Below are 26,257 nucleotides of genomic sequence, written 5' to 3'. Positions count from 1 at the left end.
AACCAATAAGTTATGAGCAACAATAAACAAACTTTTGTAGAAAAAATTCTGGACGCACCAGTGGGTAGCATCGTTTTTAAAAAGCCCGACCTGGTACTGACACACGATAATAGCGCCAGTATAAAAGGCACTTTTGAGAAAATGGGTGGACAAAAGGTGGCCAATCCCGACCAACTCTTAATGGTATTGGACCATAATGCCCCTCCCACCAATGCAAAACTAGCTACGCAATATCAAACCATCCGGGACTTTGCATCAGAACAATCGGTTAATAAATTCCATGATGTAGGTGATGGTATATGCCATCAAATCATGGCCGACCATGCCAAACCCGGAATGATTATCGTTGGGAGCGACAGCCACACCTGTACAGCAGGAGCATTTAATGCACTGGCTGCGGGTATTGACAGAACAGAAGCTGCAGGTATTTGGCGACGCGGAGAAACATGGTTCAGGGTGCCAGAAACAATCAAAATAAACCTCTCAGGGAAATTACCCGAAGGGGTTTACGCCAAAGACCTCTCACTTTACATTATAGGAATGATTGGTTCTGCAGGTGCCAACTATATGAGTATTGAATATCACGGAGAAGGGGTGAAAACCCTTGATATATCAGAGCGCATGACCATTGCAAACCTCGCATCTGAAATGGGTGGTAAAAATGCAGTGTTCCCGCCAGACGAAGTGCTCGAAAAGTGGATCGGTGCAAAAATAAACAATGGTTTTTGGGCCGATGAAGGTGCCAGCTATACCCGCGAAATACACATTAACCTTTCAGAGTTATACCCGCTTACTGCAGCTCCACACCATGTGGATAATGTAAAGGCTATTGCCGAAGTCAAAGGGAAAGCCATACAGCAAGCACTGATAGGAACCTGCACAAACGGCCGCATTGAGGACCTGAGAATTGCAGCAAACATATTACGTGGCAAAAAAGTTCCCGCAGATGTGCAATTACTCATAGCCCCCGCCTCGAAAAAAATATATCTGCAGGCCATAAAAGAAGGCCTGATCAGCGACTTTATTGAAGCAGGTGCCAACGTCCTTGGAGCAAGCTGCGGGCCTTGTTTGGGCACAGGCCAGGGCATACCAGCCGACGATTATACTGTGATATCAACTGCCAATAGAAATTTCAAAGGACGCATGGGTAATAAAAACGCAGAAATTTATCTTGCTTCCCCTGCTGCTGTAGCACTAAGTGCCTTAAATGGAGAAATAACTGATCCACGTGATAAGCCCGGAAACGAAAAATTCCCCTATCCAAAAGCTGAAGGCAATACCATTGAAATACAACCCGGCGATAACAGGCACATCAACGGTGTGTGGAACTATGCCGATGCAGACAACCTGAATACAGACCAGATGTTTGCCGGAAACCTCACCTACAACATTATGAGTTCTGACCCTGAGGCTATTATGGAACATCTCTTTGCTGGTTTCGATGAAAATTTCGGCAAAAATGTACAGGAAGGAGATATTATTGTAGCCGGAGAAAACTTTGGTTGTGGTAGTTCCAGAGAGCACCCTGCAGTCGGACTGGCTCATGCAGGCGTAAAGGCCGTGATTGTAAAATCTGTAAACAGAATTTTTTACAGGTCGTGTATCAACCAGGGACTATTACTTATTGTAAACAAAGATATAGTTGAACAATACAGCCCCGGTGATCAGATAGAAGCCAACCTGGCTAAAGGGAAAGTTACAGTGGGAGATAATACTTTTGATATCCCGCCATTACCTGAAAAATTAATGGAAGTTATTGAAAAGAAAGGTCTGGTGAATTGGATAAAAGCCCAGGCATAGAAAAAAAACAAAAGAGGCTTCTTTCGTTTCAATAGATTGGAGCCTCTTTTCTTAAATCTTATTTAGGTAAAACGTAGTGCCATTCCCCGGTGTAGATTCCACATTAATTGCAAAACCCAATAAATGGGCCAGGCCCATGACAATAGTAAGACCGACCCCTGTACCGCTGTAGAAACGATCATTATGGATTGAAAACTTATGAAACTTATCAAAAATTTTGGGCAACTGCACAGGATCAATTCCTGATCCGGTATCTCTCACAAACACCTGTAGTGTATTATGAATTAATTTATATCCTATAACAACCTCACCCGCTTCAGTAAACTTAAATGAGTTATCAATTAAAAGACTCAGCATTTTCCGAAAATAAAACGGGTCTGTTTGCAGCGGATAAGCTTCTGATGCATATTCTGCTTTAAAATCAATCTTGATTAATTTATCCGGAACCATTTCTTTGAATTTCATAACTACGGAGTCCATAAGTTCATTCAAATCAACCTTTTGATTGCTAACTGTAACCTCTCCGCTCTCAAGCTGCGAAAATATTATCATACTCTCAATTACACTTGTTAACCTGTGACTATTGGCCAAAATATCGTTACTGTAATCCTGTATTTTCGGGTCAGAAAATTCAAGAGCCAACAATTCGGAGTAACCGTTTATAGCATTCAGCGGTGTACGCACTTCATGTGAAATATTGGATACAAAAGCGGTCTTAAGCCTGTCGCTTTCCTCTGCCTTTAATTTAGCTTCTAGTAATTGCTCAGTTCTGCTTTTCACCTCACGTGAAAGGGTTTTGTTCCAAAAAAGAAGTAATAATGCCAAACCTGCTGCCAACAGCCCTGTATATAACCAAAAGCTATATTGCCTGTAAAAAGGCAGGTAGCGCTGGTATGACCATTTGTTTACCAATTTAGCCAAATCATCTTCTGATATTCCGTTTATCGCTTTTGAATAAATCTGGTAAAGCATAGTTTTATCTTTCTGAACCCCGATAGATAATATTGTATTTGCAGGAATATCGCTGATAGTTATAAGGTTATCATTATCCTTGAGGAAATACCGAACAGTATATTTTTGAGACATAAATACATCTGCTTCTCCTCTATTCAAAGCTTTTATGCATTTTCTATCATCTGCATAATACACTATTTTATGTTGATCAAAAGTATTGAGTAAATAATCAGTGATAAAATAATCTTTTACTGCAGCTATTCTTAGTTCATTATGCTGTTTTAAATCAGCAAGGCTTTGTGGCTTTTCCGAGTCTTTGGGAACGACCATTACATGTGGGTCCATAACTACCGGACTTGTAAAACTTAAATAAGTCCTCCGTTCTGTAGTAGGAATAATCGGATGAATAACATCTATATTACCAGCTTCAGCCGCTTTCAGATAATCGGCCCAGTTTGGATAAAAAACCTGCTTGTATCTGAACCCAGTAGCATCGTCAATAATCTGCTGCAATTCCTTAAATAAGCCCGTTATCGATTGTTTCTCCTCTACAAATGCATATGGAGGATATAAAGGATAAACACCTATTGTAAACTCATGCTTTGCAATCCATTCCTTTTCTTTTGGTGTTGGCTCATAAGAAGTACTTACATTATTACAACTAGCTAATAAAAAAACACCCCAAATGATTAACAATATTGGTTTAGTCATAAATTACCTGGTTTATTTCTACAGACAATTTACAAATAAATAAGGGAAAAAACGGGCTTTTTTACTCAATTGGTTTTCGAGAGCGGATATAATTACGGTTTGGAAATATCAGTAATATGAATTATATTCACCTATGTAAATATTTTTATGTGCAGCATTTTAAATAGAATGTTTCTTAATAACAAGACCGCTGCCAACAAATGAAGATCTAATTTTGTTAAATAACCAAAATAAAATATACATCTATGCTGTTTGATTTAGACTTAATAAAAAACGTATATGCGTCATTCGAAGACAAACTAAAAGACGCAAGAAACACATTGAACCGACCATTAACCCTTACGGAAAAAATTCTCTATTCGCACCTGCATAAAGACCAGCCAATAAAAGAGTTTAAACGTGGGGAAGATTATGTAAACTTTGCCCCTGACAGGGTTGCAATGCAAGATGCTACAGCGCAAATGGCGCTATTGCAATTTATGAATGCAGGCCGCAATAAAGTAGCCGTTCCCTCCACAGTGCATTGCGATCATCTTATTCAGGCGCAGGTTGGCGCCGAAAAAGACTTATCAACAGCCTGGAACCAAAACAGTGAAGTTTTTGAATTTTTAAAGTCTGTTTCTAAAAAATATGGAATTGGTTTTTGGGAACCCGGTGCTGGTATTATTCACCAAGTTGTACTAGAAAATTATGCATTCCCCGGCGGCATGATGATTGGCACGGATTCGCACACAGTAAACGCTGGCGGACTGGGAATGGTGGCTATAGGCGTAGGCGGAGCCGACGCCGTTGATGTTATGGCCGACATGCCCTGGGAATTAAAAATGCCTAAACTCATTGGTGTTAAACTTACAGGTAAACTCAGCGGCTGGGCATCTTCAAAAGATGTGATTCTAAAAGTGGCCGAAATTCTTACCGCAAAGGGAGGAACAGGCTTTATACTGGAATATTTTGGCGAAGGAGCAAATTCTATAAGCTGTACGGGTAAGGGTACAATTTGTAATATGGGTGCTGAAATTGGTGCTACCACATCACTATTTGGTTATGACAACAGAATGAGCGACTACTTGCAAAATACCGGTAGGGAGGATGTAGCCGAATTAGCCAATCAACTAACAGCCAACCTTACAGGTGATAAGGAAGTTTATGACAATCCTGACCAATATTTCGACAAAGTTATTGAAATAAATCTCTCCGAAATAGAGCCACTTGTAAACGGACCATTTACACCAGACCTTGCCCACCCTATAAGCAAGCTAGGCGATAACGCTACAAAAAACGATTATCCGTTAGATATTGAAGTTGGATTAATAGGTTCTTGTACCAACTCATCGTATGAAGATTTAACAAGAGCAGCATCCATTGCAAAACAAGCAAAAGAGAAAAAACTCAAAGTAAAAACTGAATTTATGGTAACCCCGGGGTCAGAAATGATTCGATATACGACCGAAAGAGACGGGGTACTCAAATATTTTGAAGATATTGGCGGAATTGTATTGGCTAATGCATGCGGGCCATGTATTGGACAATGGAAAAGACATACCGATGACCCTGAACGTAAAAACACAATTCTGACCTCTTTTAATCGCAACTTTGCCAAGAGAAATGATGGTAATCCAAACACCCACGGATTTGTATCTTCACCCGAATTGGTTACAGCACTAACAATAGGTGGTACACTTACATTCAATCCAATGAAGGACCCACTCATTAATGAAGATGGTGAAAAAGTATATCTCGATCCTCCAACAGGTGAAGAGTTCCCGCAACAGGGCTTCGATCTAAAAGAGATGGGCTTCATTCCTCCGGCAAAAGACAGTAGTGACGTCGAAATTGTGGTAAAAGAAGATTCAAACAGACTTCAATTACTTGAGCCTTTCCCGGCTAATAATGAAAAAGATATAAAAAATTTAAAGCTTTTAATTAAAGCCAAAGGTAAGTGTACAACTGACCACATCTCCATGGCCGGTCCCTGGTTGCGTTTCCGCGGCCACCTTGATAATATTTCTGATAATTTATTGCAGGGTGCAGTCAATGAATTTCATGACAAAGCCAATTACACCAAAAACCAGGTCAATGGTAAGTATGACAAAACACCGGGTGTAGCAAGAGCATATAAAGAAGCGGGTGTACAGTCGTTTATTATTGGAGATGAAAATTATGGCGAAGGCTCTTCCCGTGAGCATGCCGCAATGGAGCCCAGGCACATGGGTGTTAGGGTGGTTATAGTAAGGTCATTTGCTCGCATACACGAAACAAACCTGAAAAAACAGGGTATTCTTGCGTTAACTTTTGCCAACACTGCTGATTATGATAAAATAAAAGAAGACGACACTATTAATGTACTTGATATTGATAAACTGGCACCAGGCAAGGATGTGACTGTAGAAATTAATCATAAAGACGGAGCTACTGAAAAAATCATGGCTAAGCATACCTACAGTCCGGTGCAAATAGAGTGGTTCCATGCAGGATCTGCCTTAAATTTAATTAGAAAACAAAATAAATAAACTATATTCTATGAAAACGTTCAAAGAAACACTAGCCGAAAAGATAGAAGCATGGCGACCAAGAACTGAGCGCCTTATAAAAGAGTATGGAGATGTAGAAGTAGATAAGGTTACCATTGGTAAAATTCTTGGCGGAATGCGCGGCCTGAAATGTCTGGCTACAGATATCTCATACCTCGATCCGAATGAAGGTATTCGCTACAGGGGGTATACCCTTCAGGAAGTTTTCAAAAAACTTCCCAAACCACCCGGAAGCGAAATGCCCTATGTTGAAGGCGTTTTCTATCTTTTGGTTACAGGTGAAATGCCAAATGAAAAAGAGCTGGAGCATGTTCTTGACGAATTTTCAAAACGTAGAATATTACCACGTTATGTATACGAAGTAATAGATTCATTTCCATGCTGTAGTCACCCTATGTCCATTTTTTCTACGGCGATACTTACTATGGGAAGAGAATCTTTCTTTGTTAAAAAGTATCATGCAGGGGTCAGTAAAAAAGACTACTGGGAGTCTACGTATGAAGATGCATTAAACCTTCTGGCTAAGCTACCCGAAATTGGTGCATATATTTATGCTAAGCTTTACCGCGATGGTAAGCGAATACACAGTAATCCCGATCTTGACTTTGGAGCAAACTTCGCCCATATGATGGGTAAAGAAAAGCCTTACGACGATGTTTCGCGCATGCATTTTATAATTCACAGCGACCATGAAAGTGGTAATGTAAGCGCGCACACCGGACACCTTGTAGGAAGCTCACTAAGTGATGTCTATCTTTCCATCGCATCAATGGTCAACGGTCTTGCCGGACCGCTTCACGGGTTAGCCAACCAGGAAGTTCTGCGTTGGTTACAACAATTAATGGACCGCATGGGAGGAAAAATCCCTAATGAGGAAGAAATGAAACAATTTGTGTGGGACACATTAAATTCAGGTCAGGTTATACCAGGGTATGGTCACGCAGTATTGCGCAAAACAGATCCACGTTATGCATTGCAAAGAGAGTTTAGCCTTAAACATCTGAAAGAAGACCCGTTATTCAAATATGTGGACATGCTCTATAAAGTTGTTCCCCCAATTCTTAAAGAACAAGGTAAAGCCAAAAACCCATGGCCTAACGTCGACGCACAAAGCGGAATAATACAATGGCACTATGGCATTACCGAGTATGACTTTTACACAGTACTATTTGGAATAGGAAGAGCTATAGGTATTACAGCCAATTTAATTTGGGACAGAGCTCTTGGCTATCCACTTGAAAGGCCCAAATCCCTTACCACAGAAATGCTGGAAGAAATAGCAGGAATTAAGAAAAGCGATAAATAGCTGACAACCAGTCTATTATACGCAAACAAAGGATTAACTATTGATTATTAAGACAATATATAGCATTCTGTTTTTATAAATTAGACAAAAAAACCCAGTTAAAATTTGCAAAAGACAAGAAATGGCCTATATTTGCAATGAACTGGTACATAAAATTTGGTTAAACGTAAAAATTTTAGGTTTATGAACAAAGCACAATTAATAGATGCTATGGCATCTAAATCAGGTCTTTCAAAAAATGACAGTAAAAAAGCTCTAGAAGCTTTTGTTGAATCAGTTACCGACTCACTGAAATCAGGTGATCGCATTCAATTAGTAGGATTCGGTTCTTTCTCAGTAGCAGAAAGAAGCGCAAGAACAGGTCGCAATCCAAGAACAGGCCAAGAAATTAACATCCCTGCTAAAAAAGTTGTGAAATTTAAAGCAGGTAACGATTTAGCTGACGAAGTAAGCTAGCATACTGCTAAAAGTTTAGAAAAAGGGTCCCTTTATTTTGGACTCTTTTTTTTTGCACTAAATTTACACTGTTCAAGTATTAATCAGAAGAAAAAACAGTGAAACAATTAATTACACAACTTAAAGAATTCATATCTGAAGAGCGTTTTCATTTATTCGAAAAAATTCTTCAAAATCGCACAAACTATATTACAGTTGCCATAGAAGATATTTATCAATCTCACAATGCCAGTGCGGTTTTGCGTTCATGTGATTGCTTCGGAATTCAAACAGTACATGTGGTAGAGCAACAAAACGAATTTATCCCAAACCCCGAAGTAGCAATGGGCTCATCAAAGTGGCTTAATATAAATCACTACAAAAATAAAAACGCATTACCCAATGCCATCTCAACATTAAAAAAGCAAAATTACACGGTTGTGGCTACCACGCCCCATCAAAATGATACATTACTACCAGACTTTGATCTTGAAAAGGGCCCTGTAGCCTTACTTTTCGGTACAGAAATGCGTGGGCTAAGCAACCAGGCCATTGACCTTGCCGATGAATACCTGAAAATTCCGATGTATGGTTTTACAGAAAGCTTCAACATATCGGTGTCAGTAGCCATAATATTAAATGAGCTACGGCAAAAACTAAACAAATCATCTATTCCATGGCAATTGAATGAACAGGAATACGAAGAAACCTTGTTTAAATGGATTAAAGCTTCGATAAAAAGACCAGAACTTATAATAGAGCGCCTTCAACAAACTAAAAAAGAATAATCCGACAGATTGATATCAGACAATAAACTACGAATTAGAGCTTAAAAAGTGTAAAATTCGCTCATTCTCATTACTTTTGCCTACAATTTAGCTAAAACAGAACTTAATGAAATTTGAAGCATTCCAGTTGAACGAACAGTTGCTTGAAGCCATTTCTTACATGGGCTTTGAAGAAGCTTCGCCAATACAACAATTAGCCATTCCGCCAATTTTGGAAGGCAAAGACCTAATAGCCTGCGCCCAAACCGGAACAGGTAAAACGGCTGCATTTATTTTACCTGTAATCAATCAAACCATTGCATTAGAATCAGAAGGAGTACATACACTGATTTTAGTTCCCACACGTGAACTTGCAGTACAAATAGATCAGGAGATCCAGGGAATTGGTTACTTTGCCAATGTTGATACCATAGCAATATACGGAGGAGGCAATGGTACAGATTGGGACCTTGAAAAAAAGGCACTTACAAAAGGCTCAGGAATTGTAGTAGCAACACCCGGCCGCTTGCTTGCCCACCTAAAACTGGGCTACGTAAATTTTAGTCAGGTAAAAAACCTCATACTTGATGAAGCCGATAGAATGCTGGATATTGGCTTTTTCGATGATATCGTTAAAATCATATCTCACCTTCCTGAAAAAAGGCAAAGCCTGATGTTTAGTGCCACGATGCCCGGCAAAGTAAGACAATTAGCCAATAAAATTCTGCATAAACCCCTTGAAGTTAATACAGAAATATCTAAACCCGCAGAAGGAGTGCTGCAAGGAACCTACCTGGTATATGATAAGCAAAAACTACCTTTACTAATTAGTCTAATTGCAGATAACCCCGAATATGAAAGCATTCTAATTTTTACTTCAACAAAAAAGAATGTAAACACTATAGTGAACCAGCTTAAAAAGAAAGAGTCCAGTACAGAAGGAATTTCTTCAGATTTAGAACAAGACGAAAGAGAAAATGTACTGCTTAGATTTAAATCCAAAAAAACGCGCATTCTGGTTGCCACTGATGTGTTGAGCCGGGGAATTGATATTAAAGATATTCACCTGGTGGTAAATTATGATGTGCCCGGAGATGCAGAGGATTATGTACACCGTGTGGGACGTACTGCAAGAGCAAAATCTACAGGAGTAGCACTTACGCTGATTAATGAGCAGGACATGTACAAGTTTCATCGCATTGAACAACTCATTGAACGCGAGCTCATCAGAATACCCCTGCCCCCTGAACTCGGCGATGGTCCACAATGGAACCCAAAGCCACAAAAAAAATACGGAAAAAAAGGCCCTCGGGGACATTCGTCCGGCAACAGAAACCAAAAAAGGAGAAAAAAATAACACCTTCGTATTAAATGAAACCCAAAGAACAGAGAATAATTGACAACCTGAACCTTAAGGCACATCCCGAAGGTGGTTTTTTTCGCGAAACTTACAGGACTTCTATCTTTGTGGCAGAAAAAAATCTGCCTCAATCATTCGGTGGCCGGCGTAACCTTGCTACTTCAATTCTGTTTTTTCTGCCGGAAGGTAATTTCTCAGCTTTTCACAGGCTAAGGCAGGATGAAGTTTGGTATTATCATAGTGGCACCGGACCCATTCTGCACTGTATCTTTCCGGATAATACCTATAAAAAAATGCTCATGGGACCAGGTATCGAAAAAACGGAATACCCACAGGTAGAAATTCCTGCAGGTACCCTTTTTGCCGCCCAAACAATTGGCAATTATGCCCTTATTGGGTGCCTGGCCGCTCCGGGATTTGATTTTGCTGATTTGGACATGCCTACTGCAACACAGCTAATCAAAGAATTCCCTGATCATGAAAAAATAATAAAAACATTTACCAGAACCTGATAATTTATTTTTTTTCACACATCAATTGTTACTTTTATCAAAAAAATGGGATTTTACCCTTTACTAATCGCACTTACCTTTTCAGGTCTATCCCTTTTCGGTCAGACAGAAGAAGGTTATTTTACCAAAGATTCAGTTTCCAATGTTGGTTTCAATGTAACGCTTTTTAGCCCTGCCCAAAATGCTCAATATTGCCATATTCAGTATGATAAAGGTGTAAAAAATACACCCCCGAAGAAGTAGATGAATATGGCGTAAAAGGACGTGTATTTGTCTCCAAGAAAATTAATTACAATAACGAAACAAAGCGGGTTTTTCTTGAGCGATTAACAACAGGTAAAATAAAAATATACCTCTATGTAACAGAACAAGATAAACTGTTTTATTACACAACAAAAAATCAGGAACTAACGCCCTTGCCTAAAAAAGAAGGAGAAACAACTTACAAAGAGATTGTCAAAAACATCACAAGCGACTGTCCGGTAATGACAGACAAACTCTTCCGGCGTGTAAAGTATAAAAGAAAACCGCTATCCAAAGCCATTAAATACTACAATATTTGTAAACCAAGATACATTCCTGCCATTAAAACAGGTATCGTAGCGTCAATAGGGCTTCACAAAAACACACTTACAGAGTCCATGAAAATAGAAACGTATAGCACCAATAAACTCGCTGATTTATCATACCCCCTTAAAACAAATATATCATTTGGTGCCTTTATTGACATCCCAATTAATTTAACAAGACACGCTTTTCACTTCGAAGCACTTATTAACCGTTATAACCAGGAATTCAGTGAGAAGGTAAGGGCCAATTGGGCAAACCAGACTATGATGGAAGCTGACCTGGTATTGGAACTCAACACTACAACGCTGCAGCTCCCAATAATGTACAAATATACCATCCCCTTTGAAAAAAGTCGTTTTTATTTCAATGGCGGTCCGAACTTTCGCTTTCTAATCAACGATGAATCCACATTACGTTATGATTTTATAAATGGTGAAACAGAGGCAATAAATCAGGAACTTGTAGATAATTTCTCCTTTGGCATTTCAGCCGGTCTGGGTGTTGAGTTTGATATTATTGACCGGGTTAAAGGCTTCACAAGTTTTCGCTATACAATGACCAGTATTAACAATAGCGAAACGTTTATTGAGCATTTAATGGCTTTGAATATTGGCATTTTTATTTAGATAGAATTATTTTATTACAGTTCGATAAAAATATCTCACACATAACACATAATATAGCCGCTACCGTCAGGTAATATGCGGCTATATCTTATTTAAAGCTTGGCATATGTTCATAATTTAAACTTTTTGATAGGCTGATGGTTATATAACCAAAAACCGTAAATATTTATTTACGGACACCCCTCAAAAAGTTTTTAACTTATGGACTACACAATTCTTAGTTTTGAGCAAAAACAGACGATAGGCATACTTACCATTAATCGTCCTGATGCTATGAATGCGCTAAATTCAAAATTCTTCGACGAGCTAGACCATTTCTTAGACAACCTGCCTGAAATAAGAACCCTTATCATAACTGGCGGAGGCAAAGCATTTGTAGCAGGTGCCGATATTGCCGAAATGGTTGAAATGAAAACCGATGCTGCACGGCAGTTCTCGCAACGTGGACAGGATATTTTCAACAAAATTAAAGACTTGAGGATTCCCGTTATTGCTGCCGTAAACGGCTTTGCACTTGGCGGTGGCATGGAATTGGCCATGGCCTGCGATATACGCATTGCGAGTGACAAAGCCAAATTTGGACAACCAGAAGTAAACCTGGGACTAATTCCCGGTTTTTCGGGAACACAGCGCCTTTCACGCTACACTTCTTTAGGTAATGCGCTTTACATGCTGCTTACCGGCGAAATGATTACTGCCCAAAAAGCTTACACAATGGGGCTCGTTCAAAACGTAACCAAGCCGGAAGAACTTATGGATGAAGTAATAAAAGTAGCAGAAATCATTGCATCAAAAGGCCCCAAAGCCATTGAGCATGTCAAAAAAGTGGCCAGGCAGGGACGGTTTATTCCTTTTAAAGAAGCCAACCGGCTGGAATCAGAAGTTTTTGCTTCGCTGTTTGGCAACGAGGGAACCGAAGGTATGAAGGCCTTTCTAGATAAAAGGGATCCAAATTGGTAATCGCAAATTTTAAACTATGGACTACACAGAAAGATTAAAAAATGTTTCCGTGCTGGGGGCGGCCGGCAAAATGGGCAGTGGAATATTGCTGCTCACTGCCCAGGAGCTCGTAAACCAAACCCTGAAGCAAAAAAGCAATGAGCAAAAGTTCGTGCTCAATGCCATTGATGTTTCTCACAATGCGCTGGATGGTTTGCTAAAATACATACGGGCACAAGCCCAAAAATTTGCCGAAAAAAAAATCGTGCAAATTCGAGAGATGTATGCTGACCACGAAAATCTGCATGAAAACTCAGATTTTATTCAACAATACGTAAATGATGTGGTAGACATCATCAAACCAACTACACGTATAGAAGCAGCATATGACTCTAAACTCATTTTAGAAGCGGTTAGTGAAAATCCAGAGCTTAAAAATAAACTCTTTAAGCAAATTAATACAAATAACGACAACCACCCGTGGTTTTTCACCAACACCTCTTCCATACCTATTCAGGAAATCAATAACAATGCAGGACTCAATGGCCGCTTAATGGGAGTGCATTTTTACAACCCCCCGGCCATTCAAAAACTTGTGGAGCTTATCAAAGCAGAAAGCACCCTACCCGAATTGGCAGCGTTTGCAGCCCAATACGTGAAAAACCTCAAGAAAATAATTGTGCCTTCGGCCGATATAGCTGGTTTCATAGGTAATGGCCACTATATGAGAGACACAAAATATGGAATCGATTTAGCCACAGAATTAAGTAAAAACATGCCGTTGTCGCAAGCTATCGCTACTGTTGATGTAATTACACGTGATTACCTGGTGCGCCCAATGGGCATATTTCAGCTTGCCGACTATGTAGGAGTTGATGTGGTGCAGTATATCATGAAAGTTATGCACGACCGCAACATTGATAAAAACCTTCATAGCACGTTACTCGATCGCATGGTTAAATCAGGAATAAAAGGCGGTCAGAATAGCGATGGCAGCCAAAAAGATGGATTTTTTCGCTACGAAAAAGGACGACCTGTTGCTGTGCTGGAACCCGACAAAATGGATTATGTAAACCTTGAAAGTATACAATCCGAGATGCAATCGTATCTGGGAGATATACCCGCAGGCATCGTCAAATGGAAAACCCTCTTAACAGCTGCCGACAAACACCAGCAATTGACACAATGGTTCGCCAACATCCAAAAAGACAACAGTAAAGGCTCACAATTGGCAAAAGCATATTTGCAAAAATCAAAAGATATAGGTCTGCGCCTGATAAAAGATGGTGTAGCAGCAAAGGATGCAGATGTCAATACCGTACTGATTACAGGTTTTTTCCATGCCTACGGGCCTATTAATGATTTCATAAACTAAACTCCATTTGCTATGACCACACTTCGCAAAAAAATATATATGACAGCCGGTTACAACACCGTATCTTTTGGAACCGGTCGCAAAGAATTTCACCCCAAAAAGCCCAGGCCGGGTATAGAACATTACCTGAAAGAAGCAGGCGAAGGTACCATCAAAAAACTCAAGGATGATCACAATATCGATGAGTCTGTGGTAGGTAATTTTATGGCCCCGCGTTACAATAAGCAAGGACATCTGGGCGCGTTTGCCCCTATGATTGCTCCTGCCCTCCAATACAAACCCAGTTTAAGCGTAGAAGCAGCATGTGCATCAGGTGGTATGGCGCTAATGACTGGAATGAAATCTATTTTAGCAGAATCAGCCGATACGGTTTTAACATTAGGCGTAGAAGTGCAAAATTCCGTAAAAGCAGTATACGGAGCCGATATTTTGGCGGGTGCCGGTTGGTTCCAGGAGCGCAAAACCGGACATGCCCACTTTTTCCCGGGGCAGTTTAGCGATCGCGCCGGAGCATATTTTGAAAAATTTGGGCGGGAAAAAACCCGTAAAGCTTATGCTCGCTGGTACCGTAATGCCATTGAAAATGCCAGGCTATGTGAAACTGCCCAGGAATTTCACAACACGCATCCGGATCCAGAAGAACTTGCATTGGGCACCGAACCCAACCCCAAAGCATTTACCGATCATCTTACCGTTTTCGACTCTTCCAAAGTATCTGACGGAGCATCGGCTATTGCCATTATGTCTGAAGAAGGATTAAAAAAACACAACATACCGAAAAATCAGGCTGTAGAAGTAATAGGATATGGTCATGCAGTAGAAAATCTTACCGAAAAGCCAAAAGACTTTACAAAGCTCCATACCATGCAAAATGCCATTGAAAAAGCAATGCAAATGGCCGCTATCACAAAAGATGATTTGGGGACGGTTGAAATCCACGATTGCTTCACCTCAGCAGCCATTATGGGTATAGAAGCTATCGGCCTTGCACCTTACGGCAAGGGAGCCGACTTCGTACTCGATGGTCATACAGCCCGGGATGGAAAAATACCCTTCAATACAACCGGAGGACTAATTGGTTGGGGCCACCCCACAGGAGCTACAGGCGTGCACATGGCGGTAACCATTTGGGAACAATTAACCGGAAATGCCGGCGATGCACAAATCAAAATTGATCCCAAACGGACTTATGGAATGTCTGTCAACATGGGTGGTGACGACAAAACTGTAATGGTTGTCATTTATAAAAAAGCCGGTAAATAAAAGCATCATCACTAAAAATTACTCATTTTATGAATTTTGAACTTACCGAAGAACAGGAAATGATAAGGCAATCGGCCCGCGACTATGCGCAACGTGAGCTGATAAAAGATGTCATTGAGCGTGACACCAATGCCATCTATCCTGCCGAACACGTCAAAAACCTCAAGGAACTGGGCTTTTTCGGCATCATTACCGATGAAAAATATGGTGGTACAGGCCTGGATTATTTATCTTATGTGCTTACCATATCAGAATTTTCAAAAATTGACTCATCCATTGGCGTTATCCTGTCGGTGCATAATTCCCTTGCCGTTGCAGGAATACAGCGGTTTGGTAACGAAGAACAAAAACAAAAATACCTGCCACAACTCGCCAGTGGTAAAAAAATAGGAGCTTTCCTCCTGTCTGAGCCTGAAGCTGGCTCCGACGCCTCATCACAACGCACCTCAGCTATTGAAAAAGATGACCACTACATCATAAACGGAACCAAAAATTGGATTACCAACGCACACAGCGGAGGCATTTATCTCGTTGTGGCCCAAACACATCCGAAAAAAGAATACCACGGTATTAATGCATTTATTGTAGAAAAAGATACGCCGGGCATCAGCCTCGGACCTCATGAAGATAAAATGGGTATGCGCAGCAGTGACACCCATTCCGTGATGTTTTCGGATGTAAAAGTACCCAAAGAGAACCGTTTAGGTGAAGATGGCTTTGGGTTTAAATTTGCCATGAAAATGCTCGATAGCGGTCGCATAAGCATTGCAGCACAGGCGCTGGGAATTGCTGAAGGAGCTTATGAAAGAGCCCTGCAATACAGCAAGGAACGCAAAGCATTTGGACAGGAAATATCCAAACACCAGGCTATTGGTTTTAAATTAGCCGAGATGAAAACACGTATAGAAGCGGCACGCAACTTTGTGTGGAAGGCTGCATGGGAAAAAGCCAATGGCAAAAATTTCAGCATGACAGGTGCTATGGCCAAATATTATGCCGCTGAAACAGCCATGTTCGTAACTACAGAAGCTGTACAAATTCATGGTGGATACGGTTACGTAAAAGAATATCATGTGGAACGTTTAATGAGAGCAGCCAAACTCACCCAAATTTATGAAGGAACGTCAGAAATACAGCAACTTGTAATCTCAAGAGCCATTTTGGAAGAATAATTTTTTGAACTAAAAAAAGCCAATATCATGAATATACTTGTATGTATAAGCAGTGTACCAGAAACAACTACGAAGATAAGGTTCACAGACGATCAAAAAAAGTTCGATACCAATGAAGTTAAATGGATTATTAACCCATGGGATGAGCTGGCACTCACCCGTGCACTCGAACTAAAAGAACAATACCCGAACAAGGTAAACGAAATTACCGTTGCCACGGTTGGAGAACAATGGACCGAACAAGTAATAAGAAAAGCCCTCGCCATTGGTGCTGATAAGGGCATCAGGGTAAATACCGACCCCGCCGATGCATGGCATACCGCTGCACAGTTGCTGCCGGTAGTTAAAAACGGTGATTACGATATCATTATGGCCGGAATTGATTCCAGTGACTACAATGGAATGGCTGTGGGTAATATGCTGGCAGAAATGGCAGAATTGCCATCGGTAGCAGCCATCAGTCATCTAAACTTTGTGGATGAAAAAGCAGTTATCAAACGGGAAATTGCCGGCGGAAAAGAGACCATTGAAGCACAAACGCCCTTTGTAGCCATTGTACAAAAAGGAATTGCCGTAGAACCCAAAATTGCCGGAATGCGGGGCGTAATGAACGCTCGCCGCAAACCGCTTGAAGTTTTGGAACCTGTAGAAGCAGAGGCCATGACAACGTTTCTATCATTTGAATTACCTGAACCCAAAGGCGATTGTGTAATGATTGAGCCGGGTAATGAAACTGATCTCATGAACAAACTAACCAACGAAGCCAACGCTTTGTAGCAGGTGTCAGTTTATTAAGGTTTAATACAATTCTTTAACGGTAACTGAATATTATAACTCAAAACAAATAACCATGTCAATACTCGCATATACATCAGACAGAGACGGACAATTCTCCAAATTAAATTTTGAATTACTGAGCTATGGCCGGGCGCTGGCCGATCAGTTAAACACTGAACTTATTGCGCTTTCACTTGGCGAAGTAGATGAAAACCAGTTACAACAATTGGCAAAATATGGTGCTGATAAAATACTTAACGGCCAGGACAAACGCTTCGAAACACTGGACAACCATGCCTTTAGCAAAGCTATTGCGCAGGCTGCTGAAAAAACAGAAGCACAAATTATACTGATGTCCAATGATTTTACCGGCAAAGCCCTGGCTCCGGCCACTGCAGCTCAACTCAAAGGCGGATTGGTAACAGGAGTTGTCGGTTTACCCGAATCTACCGAACCTTTTGTGGTAAAGAAAAAAGTCTTTACAGGCAAAGCCGTTGCCCGTATTCAGATCAATGCTGAAAAGAAAATATTTACACTGGAATCCAATAGCTACGAAATCAACCAATCTGAAAAAGAAGCCAAAATTGAAGCTTTTACCCCGCAAGTTGAAGATACGGACTTTACAACCAAAGTAGTAGATGTGAACAAGCAAACCGATAAAATTCTGCTCACCGATGCCGACATTGTTGTATCGGGTGGCCGCGGTATGAAAGGCCCCGAACACTGGCAACCACTTGAGGACCTTGCAGAAATATTGGGAGCAGCCACAGCCTGTTCCAGACCGGTTTCTGACGAAAAATGGCGCCCGGAAGAAGAACACGTCGGCCAAACCGGAAAAATCATTGCTCCAAACCTTTACTTTGCATTGGGAATATCGGGTGCTATACAGCACGTAGCAGGCATCAGTGGTTCGAAAACTATTGTTGCCGTAAACAACGATCCGGAAGCCCCCATTTTCGAAGTGGCTGATTACGGCATTGTAGGCGATTTAAAAGAAGTTTTACCTAACCTGATTGAAGCTGCCAAAGCGGTGAAATAAATAAATTGTGCCAGGAAAAAGTCAGGTTATCGCTGTATGTTCATGAATGTTGAATGTAGCTGGCAGTCCTATTGTTAAAAACAACAATCTCAGATGACGGCTAAATCCAAAGCGTCCTTGTTTTGCTATTTTAGGTTAGCGAATTTTAATTAAAAGACGTATATAATTTATAGGGTGTTTAAATAATTATATGACTGAACAATAGGCCACACATCTATGTAAACCTTAATACATAAACAAAAGGAGAAAACTATGGATACTACAAAACTGCACAATATTGAAAAACCCGTTTCAAGAATAGGCCTTGGCACATGGGCCATAGGCGGATGGATGTGGGGTGGCACTCAGGAGCATGAGTCCATCAAAACCATATTAAAAGCCATTGATAAAGGGATAACACTCATAGATACGGCCCCTGTTTATGGTTTTGGCACATCGGAGAAAATTGTGGGACAAGCCCTTAAGGAATATGGCAAACGTGAAGATCTTACGCTAATTACCAAAGTAGGCCTGGACTGGCAAAACGAGCAGCCTTTCCGTAATTCCAGCAGAGAAAGATTAGAAAAAGAAATTGAAGACAGCCTTCAGCGCTTACAAACCGATTATATTGACGTGTACATGGTGCACTGGCCCGACCACAAAGTGCCTTTTGATGAAACCGCAAAGGTGTTGGAAGAATTTAAAAAGCAAGGTAAAATAAAATCCATCGCAGTATCTAACTACAGCCCGGAGCAAATGGACCAGTTCCGCAAAGGAGGACAGTTAGATGTATTGGAACCACCATACAACATGTTTGAGCGCGATTTTGAAAACGAGCTTCTACCCTACTGTAAAAAAAATGATATAAAAACCGTGGTTTACGGAGCTATTTGCCGGGGATTACTTTCCGGAAAAATGACCAAAGACAGAGAATTTCAGGGTGATGACCTGCGTAAGGCAGACCCCAAATTTCAGGGAGAACGTTTCCAAATGTATATAAAAACTGTAGAAGAACTGGATAAGTTTGCCCGCGAAAATTACCAAAAAAGTGTAATACATTTAGCCGTGCGCTGGATCCTTGATCAGGGTGCAGATGTAGCTCTGTGGGGTGCACGTCGTCCGGACCAGTTGGATGTAATCGACAATATGAGTGGCTGGCATCTAAATGATGATGCCATGAAAGCCATTGACCAAATTCTGGAAAAAAACATCACAGACCCTGTGGGGCCTGAATTTATGGCACCACCCACCAAATAAAAAAGATAATATAGAGCAAACCTTAAACTGACACAAACTCAAAACCGAATTTAAGCCTGGCCATTTCTGAATAAAATGGTCAGGCTTGTTCTTTATTGTGGAACCCAACCCACATTATTCATCCAATTTCATAATCATGATCCGGGTTTAAGAGCTTAGCAAAGCTAATGCAATTGTGGTTTATACCGACATAGCTGAACCCAATTTTAAGTGACAAAATTAGCCGTGAGAATAGTCGCTGTGGGAGCCAGACATTTTTCTCTCGAACAATTCGAACTTGCTCAGGCTACATTAAGCCGCTCAATCATCTTAAAGAAATAAAAAATAATCACTATTTTCGAGCAAGTTAATTAAGCCAGATTGCCAGCATTATGAAAAGTCTCTTTAAAAGACATTTTCCTCAAAACTTCATACTACGCCACCCTTTTGCGGGAAGCTTACTAATTGCTGCTTTCTGTTTCATCTGCGTGGCATTATATCATCCATTAAACACGCACGCCTCAGGTTCATTCAAATACACTGAAACCATGGCCATTTATACCATTTTTGCCGGGTTGGGTGTTTGGGCCATAATGGGTATATTAAAACAATTTCCTTATTTCAGAATAGAACAGAAATGGAATCTAAAAAAGGAATTACTTCTGAGTCTATCCGCAATTGTTGGTATTGGGGTTATTATTTACTTTGCAGCATTTATCATGGAGCCCCCTGCTGATCGCTGGAACTTTAACACCTTTTTTGATTCAATGATTAATGCGGCTTTAATTGGCATATTACCACTAAGTTTTTTTACAATAATTAATATCGGATATCTTAAAAGTGAGCCGGTTCACATTACCTCCGACAATGATAACAGTCAAAATACCCAAACAAAAAAGTTAACCATCACATCACAACTCAAAAAAGAATCCCTGCAATTCTATCCGTCACAGTTGATTTATGCCGAATCAGATGGCAATTACGTTGTATTCAACCTTATCGAAGATGAGAAAATAACCCAACGTATTATCCGAAATGCCATCAGCGACATAGAAGAGCAGCTTACAGCCTATTCCTTCTTCTTCCGTTCGCACCGGGCTTTTATTGTTAACCTGAACAAGATAGTTGCACGCCGCGGCAATTCTTCCGGGTATCAACTTAAACTTGAGGGCATCGATAAAGAAATCCCCGTTTCAAGAAAAAAAGCCAAGCCATTTAAGAAAATGATGGAGCAACTTGAAAGTTAAAGGCTTGCCTCCTGTACCAAATGCTTGTTGCTCATCCCAATTTGGCGTAAATATTATCTGACTTTTTGCCTTCTGCAACAAACTTTTGCCTTATATCCCAGATACTTGCACCATCATAACTAATTGATTCTATTTGCATTACGACTAACTACAAAATCAAATATCATGTGCAAATTAATCAATTCAAAATCAGCATTACTTTTGGTCCAACTTTTATTATTGCAATTGCTATCGTTGGGACAAAGCTCTAATAGCATTTCCGGAATCTTAAAAGACCAAACATCCGGAGAAGTTATTCCTTTTGCAAGTGTTGTGCTGTTGAACAGGACAGATTCTACTCAACTTTCAGGAACCATGAGTACCATACACGGGGAATTTAAGCTGACACCTGCGAACAAAAAATCAGGTTATATTAAAATTTCCCATTTAAGTTATCGCGACACGCTGCTACCCATCGCAAAAATCACAGGTGCAGCAATGGGTACGCCCGTGATTTTTTTAAATAACAATGCCGTATCCATCGATGAAATTCTGATCAATGCCGAAGTCATTAAGGCAAAAAGTAATGGAGCGGGTACAACCTATTTTATGAATAATGCACTAAAAAAGCATTCGACATCGGCTATTGATATTGTAAAACGGCTGCCGGGTATTCACATAGACTTCTCACAAAATCTAAAGGCCCAGGATAATGGCAAAATTGTCCTTTTTGTTGACGGGAAACCTCATAAACTGGAATATCTGCAACAAATAAGCGCACAGAAAATTAGTAAAATAGACATTTCGAATAGCCCGGGGGCCCAATACGGAGCAGATGTGGGTACTATTATTCATATCTTTCTGAAAAAAGCAGATAAAGGTGTAAGCGGCCAACTTTATAGTGACATACCTACCAGCAAATCCATAATTTACATGTTTCCCAAATTCAATTTGCAACTCGCAAAAAGAAATTATCAGTTCTCGGTGGCTTACAATGGAAAGATGAATTATTTTGATATTTCAGAAACCAACGAATTCGTAACCACCACCAACAATGAGCATTTACACCTGTTGAATAGCCAAACCCTGCGACAAAAAACCTGGTCGCACCGCCTCAGCTATAGCGCAGGTGCACAATTTGATAAAAAACAATTAAGTTTTTACGGAAATTACAATCCATACTCGCAGGAACTGGATGGGAATATATTGGCACAAAACAACCTAACCAATGAAAATATCTTACAGGCAAGCAGGAACGATCAGGATATCAACCACCAACTTTACAACTCAGTTAATTATCAACAAATATTTACCGGTGAAGCCAAGCTGAACGTAAACCTTCAACATGGGTTTTACAATGGCAGAAATTCAGTTACCTACGATTCTGTGGATGGAGCAAATATATCCAGGTCCAACTCCCGGCCAACGCAACAATCTGTACGTTTTGCCACAGACCTGCACGTGCCGTTATCAAAAACCTACACGCTTAACCTGGGAACAAAAGCCACACATAAAACGTTAGAAAATGCCGGACTGGAAAAATTTGCATATCAATCTGCAATCATAGCAAGCTATGCAACATGTACTTACCAAAAAAACAAGTTGGAAATTAATTCGGGTTTAAGATTAGAGTATGAACGAACCTTTAATAAAAGCCGTTTTAGCAGAAAAGGAGTTAGTTTATTGCCCGATTTTGCAGCCAATTATCAATTCAACCGAAAACACACTTTAATGCTCCGTTACAGACGATCAATTATTCGCCCCCATCGGTATCAGCTCACTCCCCTGCCCAATATCATAAATCCATTTCAAACAATAATTGGCAATAACCAACTTAATAACCAATTGCACAATGAGATGTCGCTCACTTACCATTTAAAGCCCGGAAATGATTATTACGCATTCAGGCTTTTCTACAATTGTAAAAAAGATGTAATCTCACAATTTACAATACCAGATGAAACCAACATGCTGACTACCACATTTCAGAATGCCGGGAACATATACAAGTACGGCATTTCGTTAGATGTTGCACTAAAAGCATTTAAACATCTTACAATTTATAGCAATATAAAAGTATACAATATCAGCACCAGGCCAATCTCTGCGTTGGAAAATCATGTACCCTCAAAGGATAACAAAGCAGCGTATGAAATCTCTGCTTCCGCGCTTCTGAGTCTTCCAAAAGATTTTACAGCTTCAATACAGTTTCAATATGTCAGTCCACAAAAACATATTCAGCGTATTACCTCCGCTGATCCGCTTTGTTTTGCTTCAATAGAGAAACACTTCACACCTCAGTTCAAAGTAGGTATTACAGGTGCAGTTACAATTTCCGAAAAATTACTCTATAGCGGAGAAAAAGTCTCAGGGGCAGATTTTACGCAAAAAACACAAGGAAACATACACTTAAATAAGATTCCTGTATGGTTTAATTTAACATACAATTTCTCGGCAGGTAAAAATATAGTTCCCGGCAAGCATAAAATAAAAGATGCAGAACAAATCAGGCAAAAAGGTTTTTAGTTTACAAAGTACAACTCCATTGCCATGGCAAGCAATTCGGCAATATCGTAATTCTATAAAACGTTTTTCCGGTTATGTGCCTTAAGGCCATAACAGCTAAGCAGATCACGGGTTAAGCGTCTGAAAGCCGTTAAGCCGGTTCGGTTTTTAAATATGGTTGCTAATTTGAAAAATTCTGTGCGAAAGTTCTGAAATTGACAATGCGAATTTCGTCGTTTTCCCACTCCTGTGTCCCATCATAAATTACTGTTTTGTTGATGGATTTTGAGGACAATTGTCTGGCCAGCCAGTCTAAGTTCTTGCGAAAAGCTGTATGGTACGTATCTGCTGATTTTATCTCAATGAGTTCGTAATGGTTACCCGTTTGGATAAGCAAATCAACCTCATTTCTATGATTATCTCTATAGAACCAGGCATTGCTTTCCATTCCTTTATTATGCCTGTGTTTCAGATATTCATTAATCACCATATTTTCAAATAATTGACCGCGCAAAGGATGGCTCTCTATGTGTTTCTCTTCCTCTATGTTAAGTAAATAGGCAGCAAAACCCACATCATAAAAATACAACTTTGGGGATTTTATGACCCTTTTTTTAATGTTCTCAAAATAGGACGGCAAAAGATAAACAATGTAAGAGGCCTCTAAAACTGATATCCACGATTTTATTACTTTTCCTGTCACACCTGTTTCACTGGCCAGCTGATCATAGTTTAATAATTGACCACTTCTGCCTGCACACAGTTTTATGAATCGTTGAAACAGACTCATATCTTTGATGTTGATGAGTTGTCTTACATCACGTTCAATATAAGTTTGGTAATAGTAGGAATAGGATTTTGTTGGCGCCAGTTTTTTGGCATGAATTGCCGGATAAAATCCTTTATAAAGCAATTCATCAGTAGAAAAGCGATCATTTAGCTGCAATAATTCCGGGTAGGAAAATGGCATTAGTTTTAATATGGCAGCCCTACCGGCAAGTGACTGGCTGACTTTTTCCATTAGCAAAAAGTTGTTGCTGCCCGTGAGTATAAACATGCCATTTTCGTCTTTCTCATCGGCAATTACCTGAATGTATGAAGCTAAATCAGGCGCACGCTGAAATTCGTCAATAATTGCACCCTTATGTTTTGTCTTGCTTAAAAAAAGGCGGGGATCATTTATTGCAAGCTCCCTCGTGTCCGGATTTTCAAGGTTAAAATAAGGCTTATCGGCAATTTGTCTGACTACAGTAGTTTTGCCGGTTTGCCTTGCTCCAGTAATAATCACTACCGGATAATTGGCCATGGCCTCCCTGATCTCTGTTTCAATTTGTCGCTGAACAATCATTTTGTACTAATTTGGAGTTAAAGTATGATTCTGTACAAATTTACTAGTAAATTTTACAACTCAAATTATTTACACTGAGTCTCTTTTGAAAATTTGTGGTCAACTTATACTTTCAAATACCGAGCAATAATTTGACTATTACCCAAACCCGCATTGTCCGTGAACCTCAGTCATCACCAAAGTTGCTAAGGAAAGTTAAAAGCCCGCTAAACCGATTCCGGTTGTAATAAAACAATTTCCCAAAATAAGCCCAACGGGCTTGAAACCATCAACGCAGGGCACCGCTCTGTGAACAGGTCAACAGCCTGCCTAAGGCCCTGAAAGGGCAAAAGTGCCGGGAAAACCCCGCTAAAGCGGGCTACCGTTGGTTATTGGACTTCATAAATCACCATGATCAATCATGGTGCTAATCTAAATTGCAGCTGCACCCCTCATAATACCTTCATGGTGCTTAGCTTAGCGGATAAAAACAGTAATACAGGTTAATCAACAACGTTATCACAATCCGCCCGAAGAAGCGATCTGTTGCAATACACCTGAAGGGAAGTTTGAGACAGATGGCTTCGCTGGTCCTCGCTCGCGTCGGTGTTTGTTGGGTTGGGGAAAACCAAAAATACGCCCCGCATACGCCTTCACTGCGTCTGGCAGATAAAAAAACAGTACAAAACAACCATACACTCCACAGCTTAGCTAAAAACTATATGAGTCTATTATTTCAATATTCGGAAGTTGTTCAAAATCTTTAACGTTTCTGGTGATAATGGTAAGGTCATACTCTAACGCTGTTGCCGCAATAATGGCATCGGGCAGTTTAATCCGTGCCGTTTTTCTAAGCGCTATAGTTCTCTCGATAATTGCATTTTCTAAAGAAACTAAGGTCGCTGATTCAATAAGCTGGTTGAACTTTTGTTCTTCTTCATGGCTTAAATCATGAAATCCAAGTAACTCAATTTTATTGATTACTGAAAGAAAGAACCGCGAGTCTATTATTGCATCAAGCTGATTTAGTGATTTTTCTGGCAAAGTAGCTCCAATATATTCAATGACTGCATTGGTATCAATTAAATAGCTCTGCTGTCCCATTCATCTCTGTTTTTTTCGTGCTTCTGAGTAAGTTCATGTGCCCGCTTTTTGCTAATTGAGCCTCGCAATTGTGCTGAAAGTTTATTTTGCGTGTCGTTTTTTTCTTTATCCAATATTTTGATAATACTGGCCATCTCTAAATCTTTAAGAAGCCTCAGGGCAACTTTATCTTTAATTTGAATTCTGATTGTTTGCATAATCCCAAATTTACTCAATTTAACGAAAAATACTTAGAAAAGTTTTAATATATCTGATTTTGGGCAGGTTGAAAACAGCGCTAAACAATCATAGACGATGCTGCCTGGAGCCGCCGGTTCCGGTTGTAATAAAACAATTTCCCAAAAAAGCCCAACGGGCTTGAAGCCATCAACGCAGGGCACCGCCCTGTGAACAGGTTTCGCCCAGAGCTAAGCCCCCGGTTGCCAGCACACACTGAACCAATCCACGAAGTCTGGACGGGTGTATGAAATGCCATGGCCGGTATTTATTGCCAGCCAAAATTCGCATACCGCCCTTTTGGCGCCTGGCGGATAGAATAATTTAATTCATGAATGGCAACAATCAGTTATGTTTTTCGTACATTTGATATAAAGAATGTTCCTATGGAATCAATTAGTTTAATATGGGGTATCCGATCAACACCCGTGATTTTCGTTAATAATTTTATCATATGTTAAAGGCTCTGCAATAACAGCCTGTTCAAGTAACCGCATAAACAATAAACCTCTACTATTTGATGTTCT

22 protein-coding genes and 1 pseudogene are annotated in these 26,257 nt (G+C 40.2%); 18 read left to right on the top strand and 5 right to left on the bottom strand.

Features of this window, described 5'->3' with window-relative positions; translation table 11 throughout:
• Positions 1-12 precede the first annotated feature (12 nt).
• Positions 13-1,800, top strand: coding sequence for an aconitase/3-isopropylmalate dehydratase large subunit family protein (locus ACTB0Y_RS11275; RefSeq protein WP_463206925.1), 1,788 nt, complete (start codon positions 13-15; stop codon positions 1,798-1,800).
• Positions 1,801-1,851: 51 nt separating this feature from the next.
• Here ACTB0Y_RS11275 and ACTB0Y_RS11270 read toward each other — a convergent pair whose 3' ends face one another.
• Entirely contained in the window at positions 1,852-3,465 is a 1,614-nt protein-coding gene (locus tag ACTB0Y_RS11270) for an ATP-binding protein (RefSeq protein WP_463206924.1), read from the bottom strand.
• Between the two features lie 245 nt (positions 3,466-3,710).
• On the opposite strand from ACTB0Y_RS11270, the gene ACTB0Y_RS11265 reads away from it, so the two are divergent.
• The 17 genes from ACTB0Y_RS11265 (at position 3,711) to ACTB0Y_RS11185 (ending at position 23,104) form a co-directional block, all read left to right on the top strand.
• Positions 3,711-5,975, top strand: coding sequence for an aconitate hydratase (locus ACTB0Y_RS11265; protein ID WP_463206923.1), 2,265 nt, complete (start codon positions 3,711-3,713; stop codon positions 5,973-5,975).
• A 10-nt stretch (positions 5,976-5,985) separates the two neighbouring features.
• Positions 5,986-7,302, top strand: coding sequence for a citrate (Si)-synthase (locus tag ACTB0Y_RS11260; RefSeq protein WP_463206922.1), 1,317 nt, complete (start codon positions 5,986-5,988; stop codon positions 7,300-7,302).
• Positions 7,303-7,485: 183 nt separating this feature from the next.
• Positions 7,486-7,758: an HU family DNA-binding protein gene (locus tag ACTB0Y_RS11255; protein WP_324066901.1), complete on the top strand. Its 273-nt coding sequence runs from the start codon at positions 7,486-7,488 to the stop codon at positions 7,756-7,758.
• 98 nt (positions 7,759-7,856) lie between these two features.
• Entirely contained in the window at positions 7,857-8,525 is a 669-nt protein-coding gene (locus ACTB0Y_RS11250; protein ID WP_463206921.1) for a TrmH family RNA methyltransferase, read from the top strand.
• Positions 8,526-8,631: 106 nt separating this feature from the next.
• Positions 8,632-9,861, top strand: a complete 1,230-nt coding sequence (locus ACTB0Y_RS11245; RefSeq protein ID WP_463206920.1) for a DEAD/DEAH box helicase — start codon at positions 8,632-8,634, stop codon at positions 9,859-9,861.
• Positions 9,862-9,875: 14 nt separating this feature from the next.
• Positions 9,876-10,376 carry a cupin domain-containing protein gene (locus ACTB0Y_RS11240; protein WP_463206919.1) on the top strand — a complete coding sequence of 167 codons (501 nt, stop codon included), beginning with the start codon at positions 9,876-9,878 and terminating at the stop codon, positions 10,374-10,376.
• Positions 10,377-10,421: 45 nt separating this feature from the next.
• Positions 10,422-10,619 carry a hypothetical protein gene (locus ACTB0Y_RS11235; protein WP_463206918.1) on the top strand — a complete coding sequence of 66 codons (198 nt, stop codon included), beginning with the start codon at positions 10,422-10,424 and terminating at the stop codon, positions 10,617-10,619.
• A 173-nt stretch (positions 10,620-10,792) separates the two neighbouring features.
• Positions 10,793-11,572 carry a porin family protein gene (locus ACTB0Y_RS11230; RefSeq protein ID WP_463206917.1) on the top strand — a complete coding sequence of 260 codons (780 nt, stop codon included), beginning with the start codon at positions 10,793-10,795 and terminating at the stop codon, positions 11,570-11,572.
• A gap of 201 nt (positions 11,573-11,773) precedes the next feature.
• On the top strand, positions 11,774-12,532 hold the full coding sequence (locus tag ACTB0Y_RS11225; protein ID WP_463206916.1) for an enoyl-CoA hydratase/isomerase family protein: 759 nt from the start codon (positions 11,774-11,776) through the stop codon (positions 12,530-12,532).
• A gap of 16 nt (positions 12,533-12,548) precedes the next feature.
• On the top strand, positions 12,549-13,886 hold the full coding sequence (locus ACTB0Y_RS11220) for a 3-hydroxyacyl-CoA dehydrogenase family protein (protein ID WP_463206915.1): 1,338 nt from the start codon (positions 12,549-12,551) through the stop codon (positions 13,884-13,886).
• Positions 13,887-13,898: 12 nt separating this feature from the next.
• Complete coding sequence (locus ACTB0Y_RS11215) at positions 13,899-15,149, top strand: thiolase C-terminal domain-containing protein (RefSeq protein WP_463206914.1); 1,251 nt, start codon at positions 13,899-13,901, stop codon at positions 15,147-15,149.
• A gap of 29 nt (positions 15,150-15,178) precedes the next feature.
• A complete protein-coding gene (locus tag ACTB0Y_RS11210) occupies positions 15,179-16,321 on the top strand; it encodes an acyl-CoA dehydrogenase family protein (protein WP_463206913.1) in 1,143 nt (380 codons plus the stop codon).
• 27 nt (positions 16,322-16,348) lie between these two features.
• On the top strand, positions 16,349-17,098 hold the full coding sequence (locus ACTB0Y_RS11205) for an electron transfer flavoprotein subunit beta/FixA family protein (RefSeq protein ID WP_463206912.1): 750 nt from the start codon (positions 16,349-16,351) through the stop codon (positions 17,096-17,098).
• Positions 17,099-17,171: 73 nt separating this feature from the next.
• A complete protein-coding gene (locus ACTB0Y_RS11200) occupies positions 17,172-18,137 on the top strand; it encodes an electron transfer flavoprotein subunit alpha/FixB family protein (RefSeq protein WP_463206911.1) in 966 nt (321 codons plus the stop codon).
• 252 nt (positions 18,138-18,389) lie between these two features.
• A complete protein-coding gene (locus ACTB0Y_RS11195) occupies positions 18,390-19,373 on the top strand; it encodes an aldo/keto reductase (RefSeq protein ID WP_463206910.1) in 984 nt (327 codons plus the stop codon).
• A 371-nt stretch (positions 19,374-19,744) separates the two neighbouring features.
• Positions 19,745-20,599 carry a LytTR family DNA-binding domain-containing protein gene (locus ACTB0Y_RS11190; RefSeq protein ID WP_463206909.1) on the top strand — a complete coding sequence of 285 codons (855 nt, stop codon included), beginning with the start codon at positions 19,745-19,747 and terminating at the stop codon, positions 20,597-20,599.
• A 165-nt stretch (positions 20,600-20,764) separates the two neighbouring features.
• Positions 20,765-23,104: a TonB-dependent receptor domain-containing protein gene (locus ACTB0Y_RS11185; protein ID WP_463206908.1), complete on the top strand. Its 2,340-nt coding sequence runs from the start codon at positions 20,765-20,767 to the stop codon at positions 23,102-23,104.
• 160 nt (positions 23,105-23,264) lie between these two features.
• Here ACTB0Y_RS11185 and ACTB0Y_RS11180 read toward each other — a convergent pair whose 3' ends face one another.
• From ACTB0Y_RS11180 to ACTB0Y_RS11165, 4 genes and pseudogenes are all read right to left on the bottom strand, one after another.
• Positions 23,265-24,431: an ATP-binding protein gene (locus ACTB0Y_RS11180; RefSeq protein ID WP_463206907.1), complete on the bottom strand. Its 1,167-nt coding sequence runs from the start codon at positions 24,429-24,431 to the stop codon at positions 23,265-23,267.
• A gap of 690 nt (positions 24,432-25,121) precedes the next feature.
• Complete coding sequence (locus ACTB0Y_RS11175; RefSeq protein WP_463206906.1) at positions 25,122-25,514, bottom strand: type II toxin-antitoxin system VapC family toxin; 393 nt, start codon at positions 25,512-25,514, stop codon at positions 25,122-25,124.
• Entirely contained in the window at positions 25,493-25,711 is a 219-nt protein-coding gene (locus ACTB0Y_RS11170) for a hypothetical protein (protein ID WP_463206905.1), read from the bottom strand. The genes ACTB0Y_RS11175 and ACTB0Y_RS11170 overlap by 22 nt, the downstream gene beginning before the upstream one ends.
• Before the next feature lie 438 nt (positions 25,712-26,149).
• Positions 26,150-26,257, bottom strand: a pseudogene (locus ACTB0Y_RS11165) (IS1595 family transposase); the annotation flags it as partial.

The sequence above is a fragment of the Salinivirga sp. genome (assembly GCF_055145285.1).
Note: the sequence above shows the minus strand (reverse complement) of the source record. Positions and strands in the feature narration are given on the sequence as shown.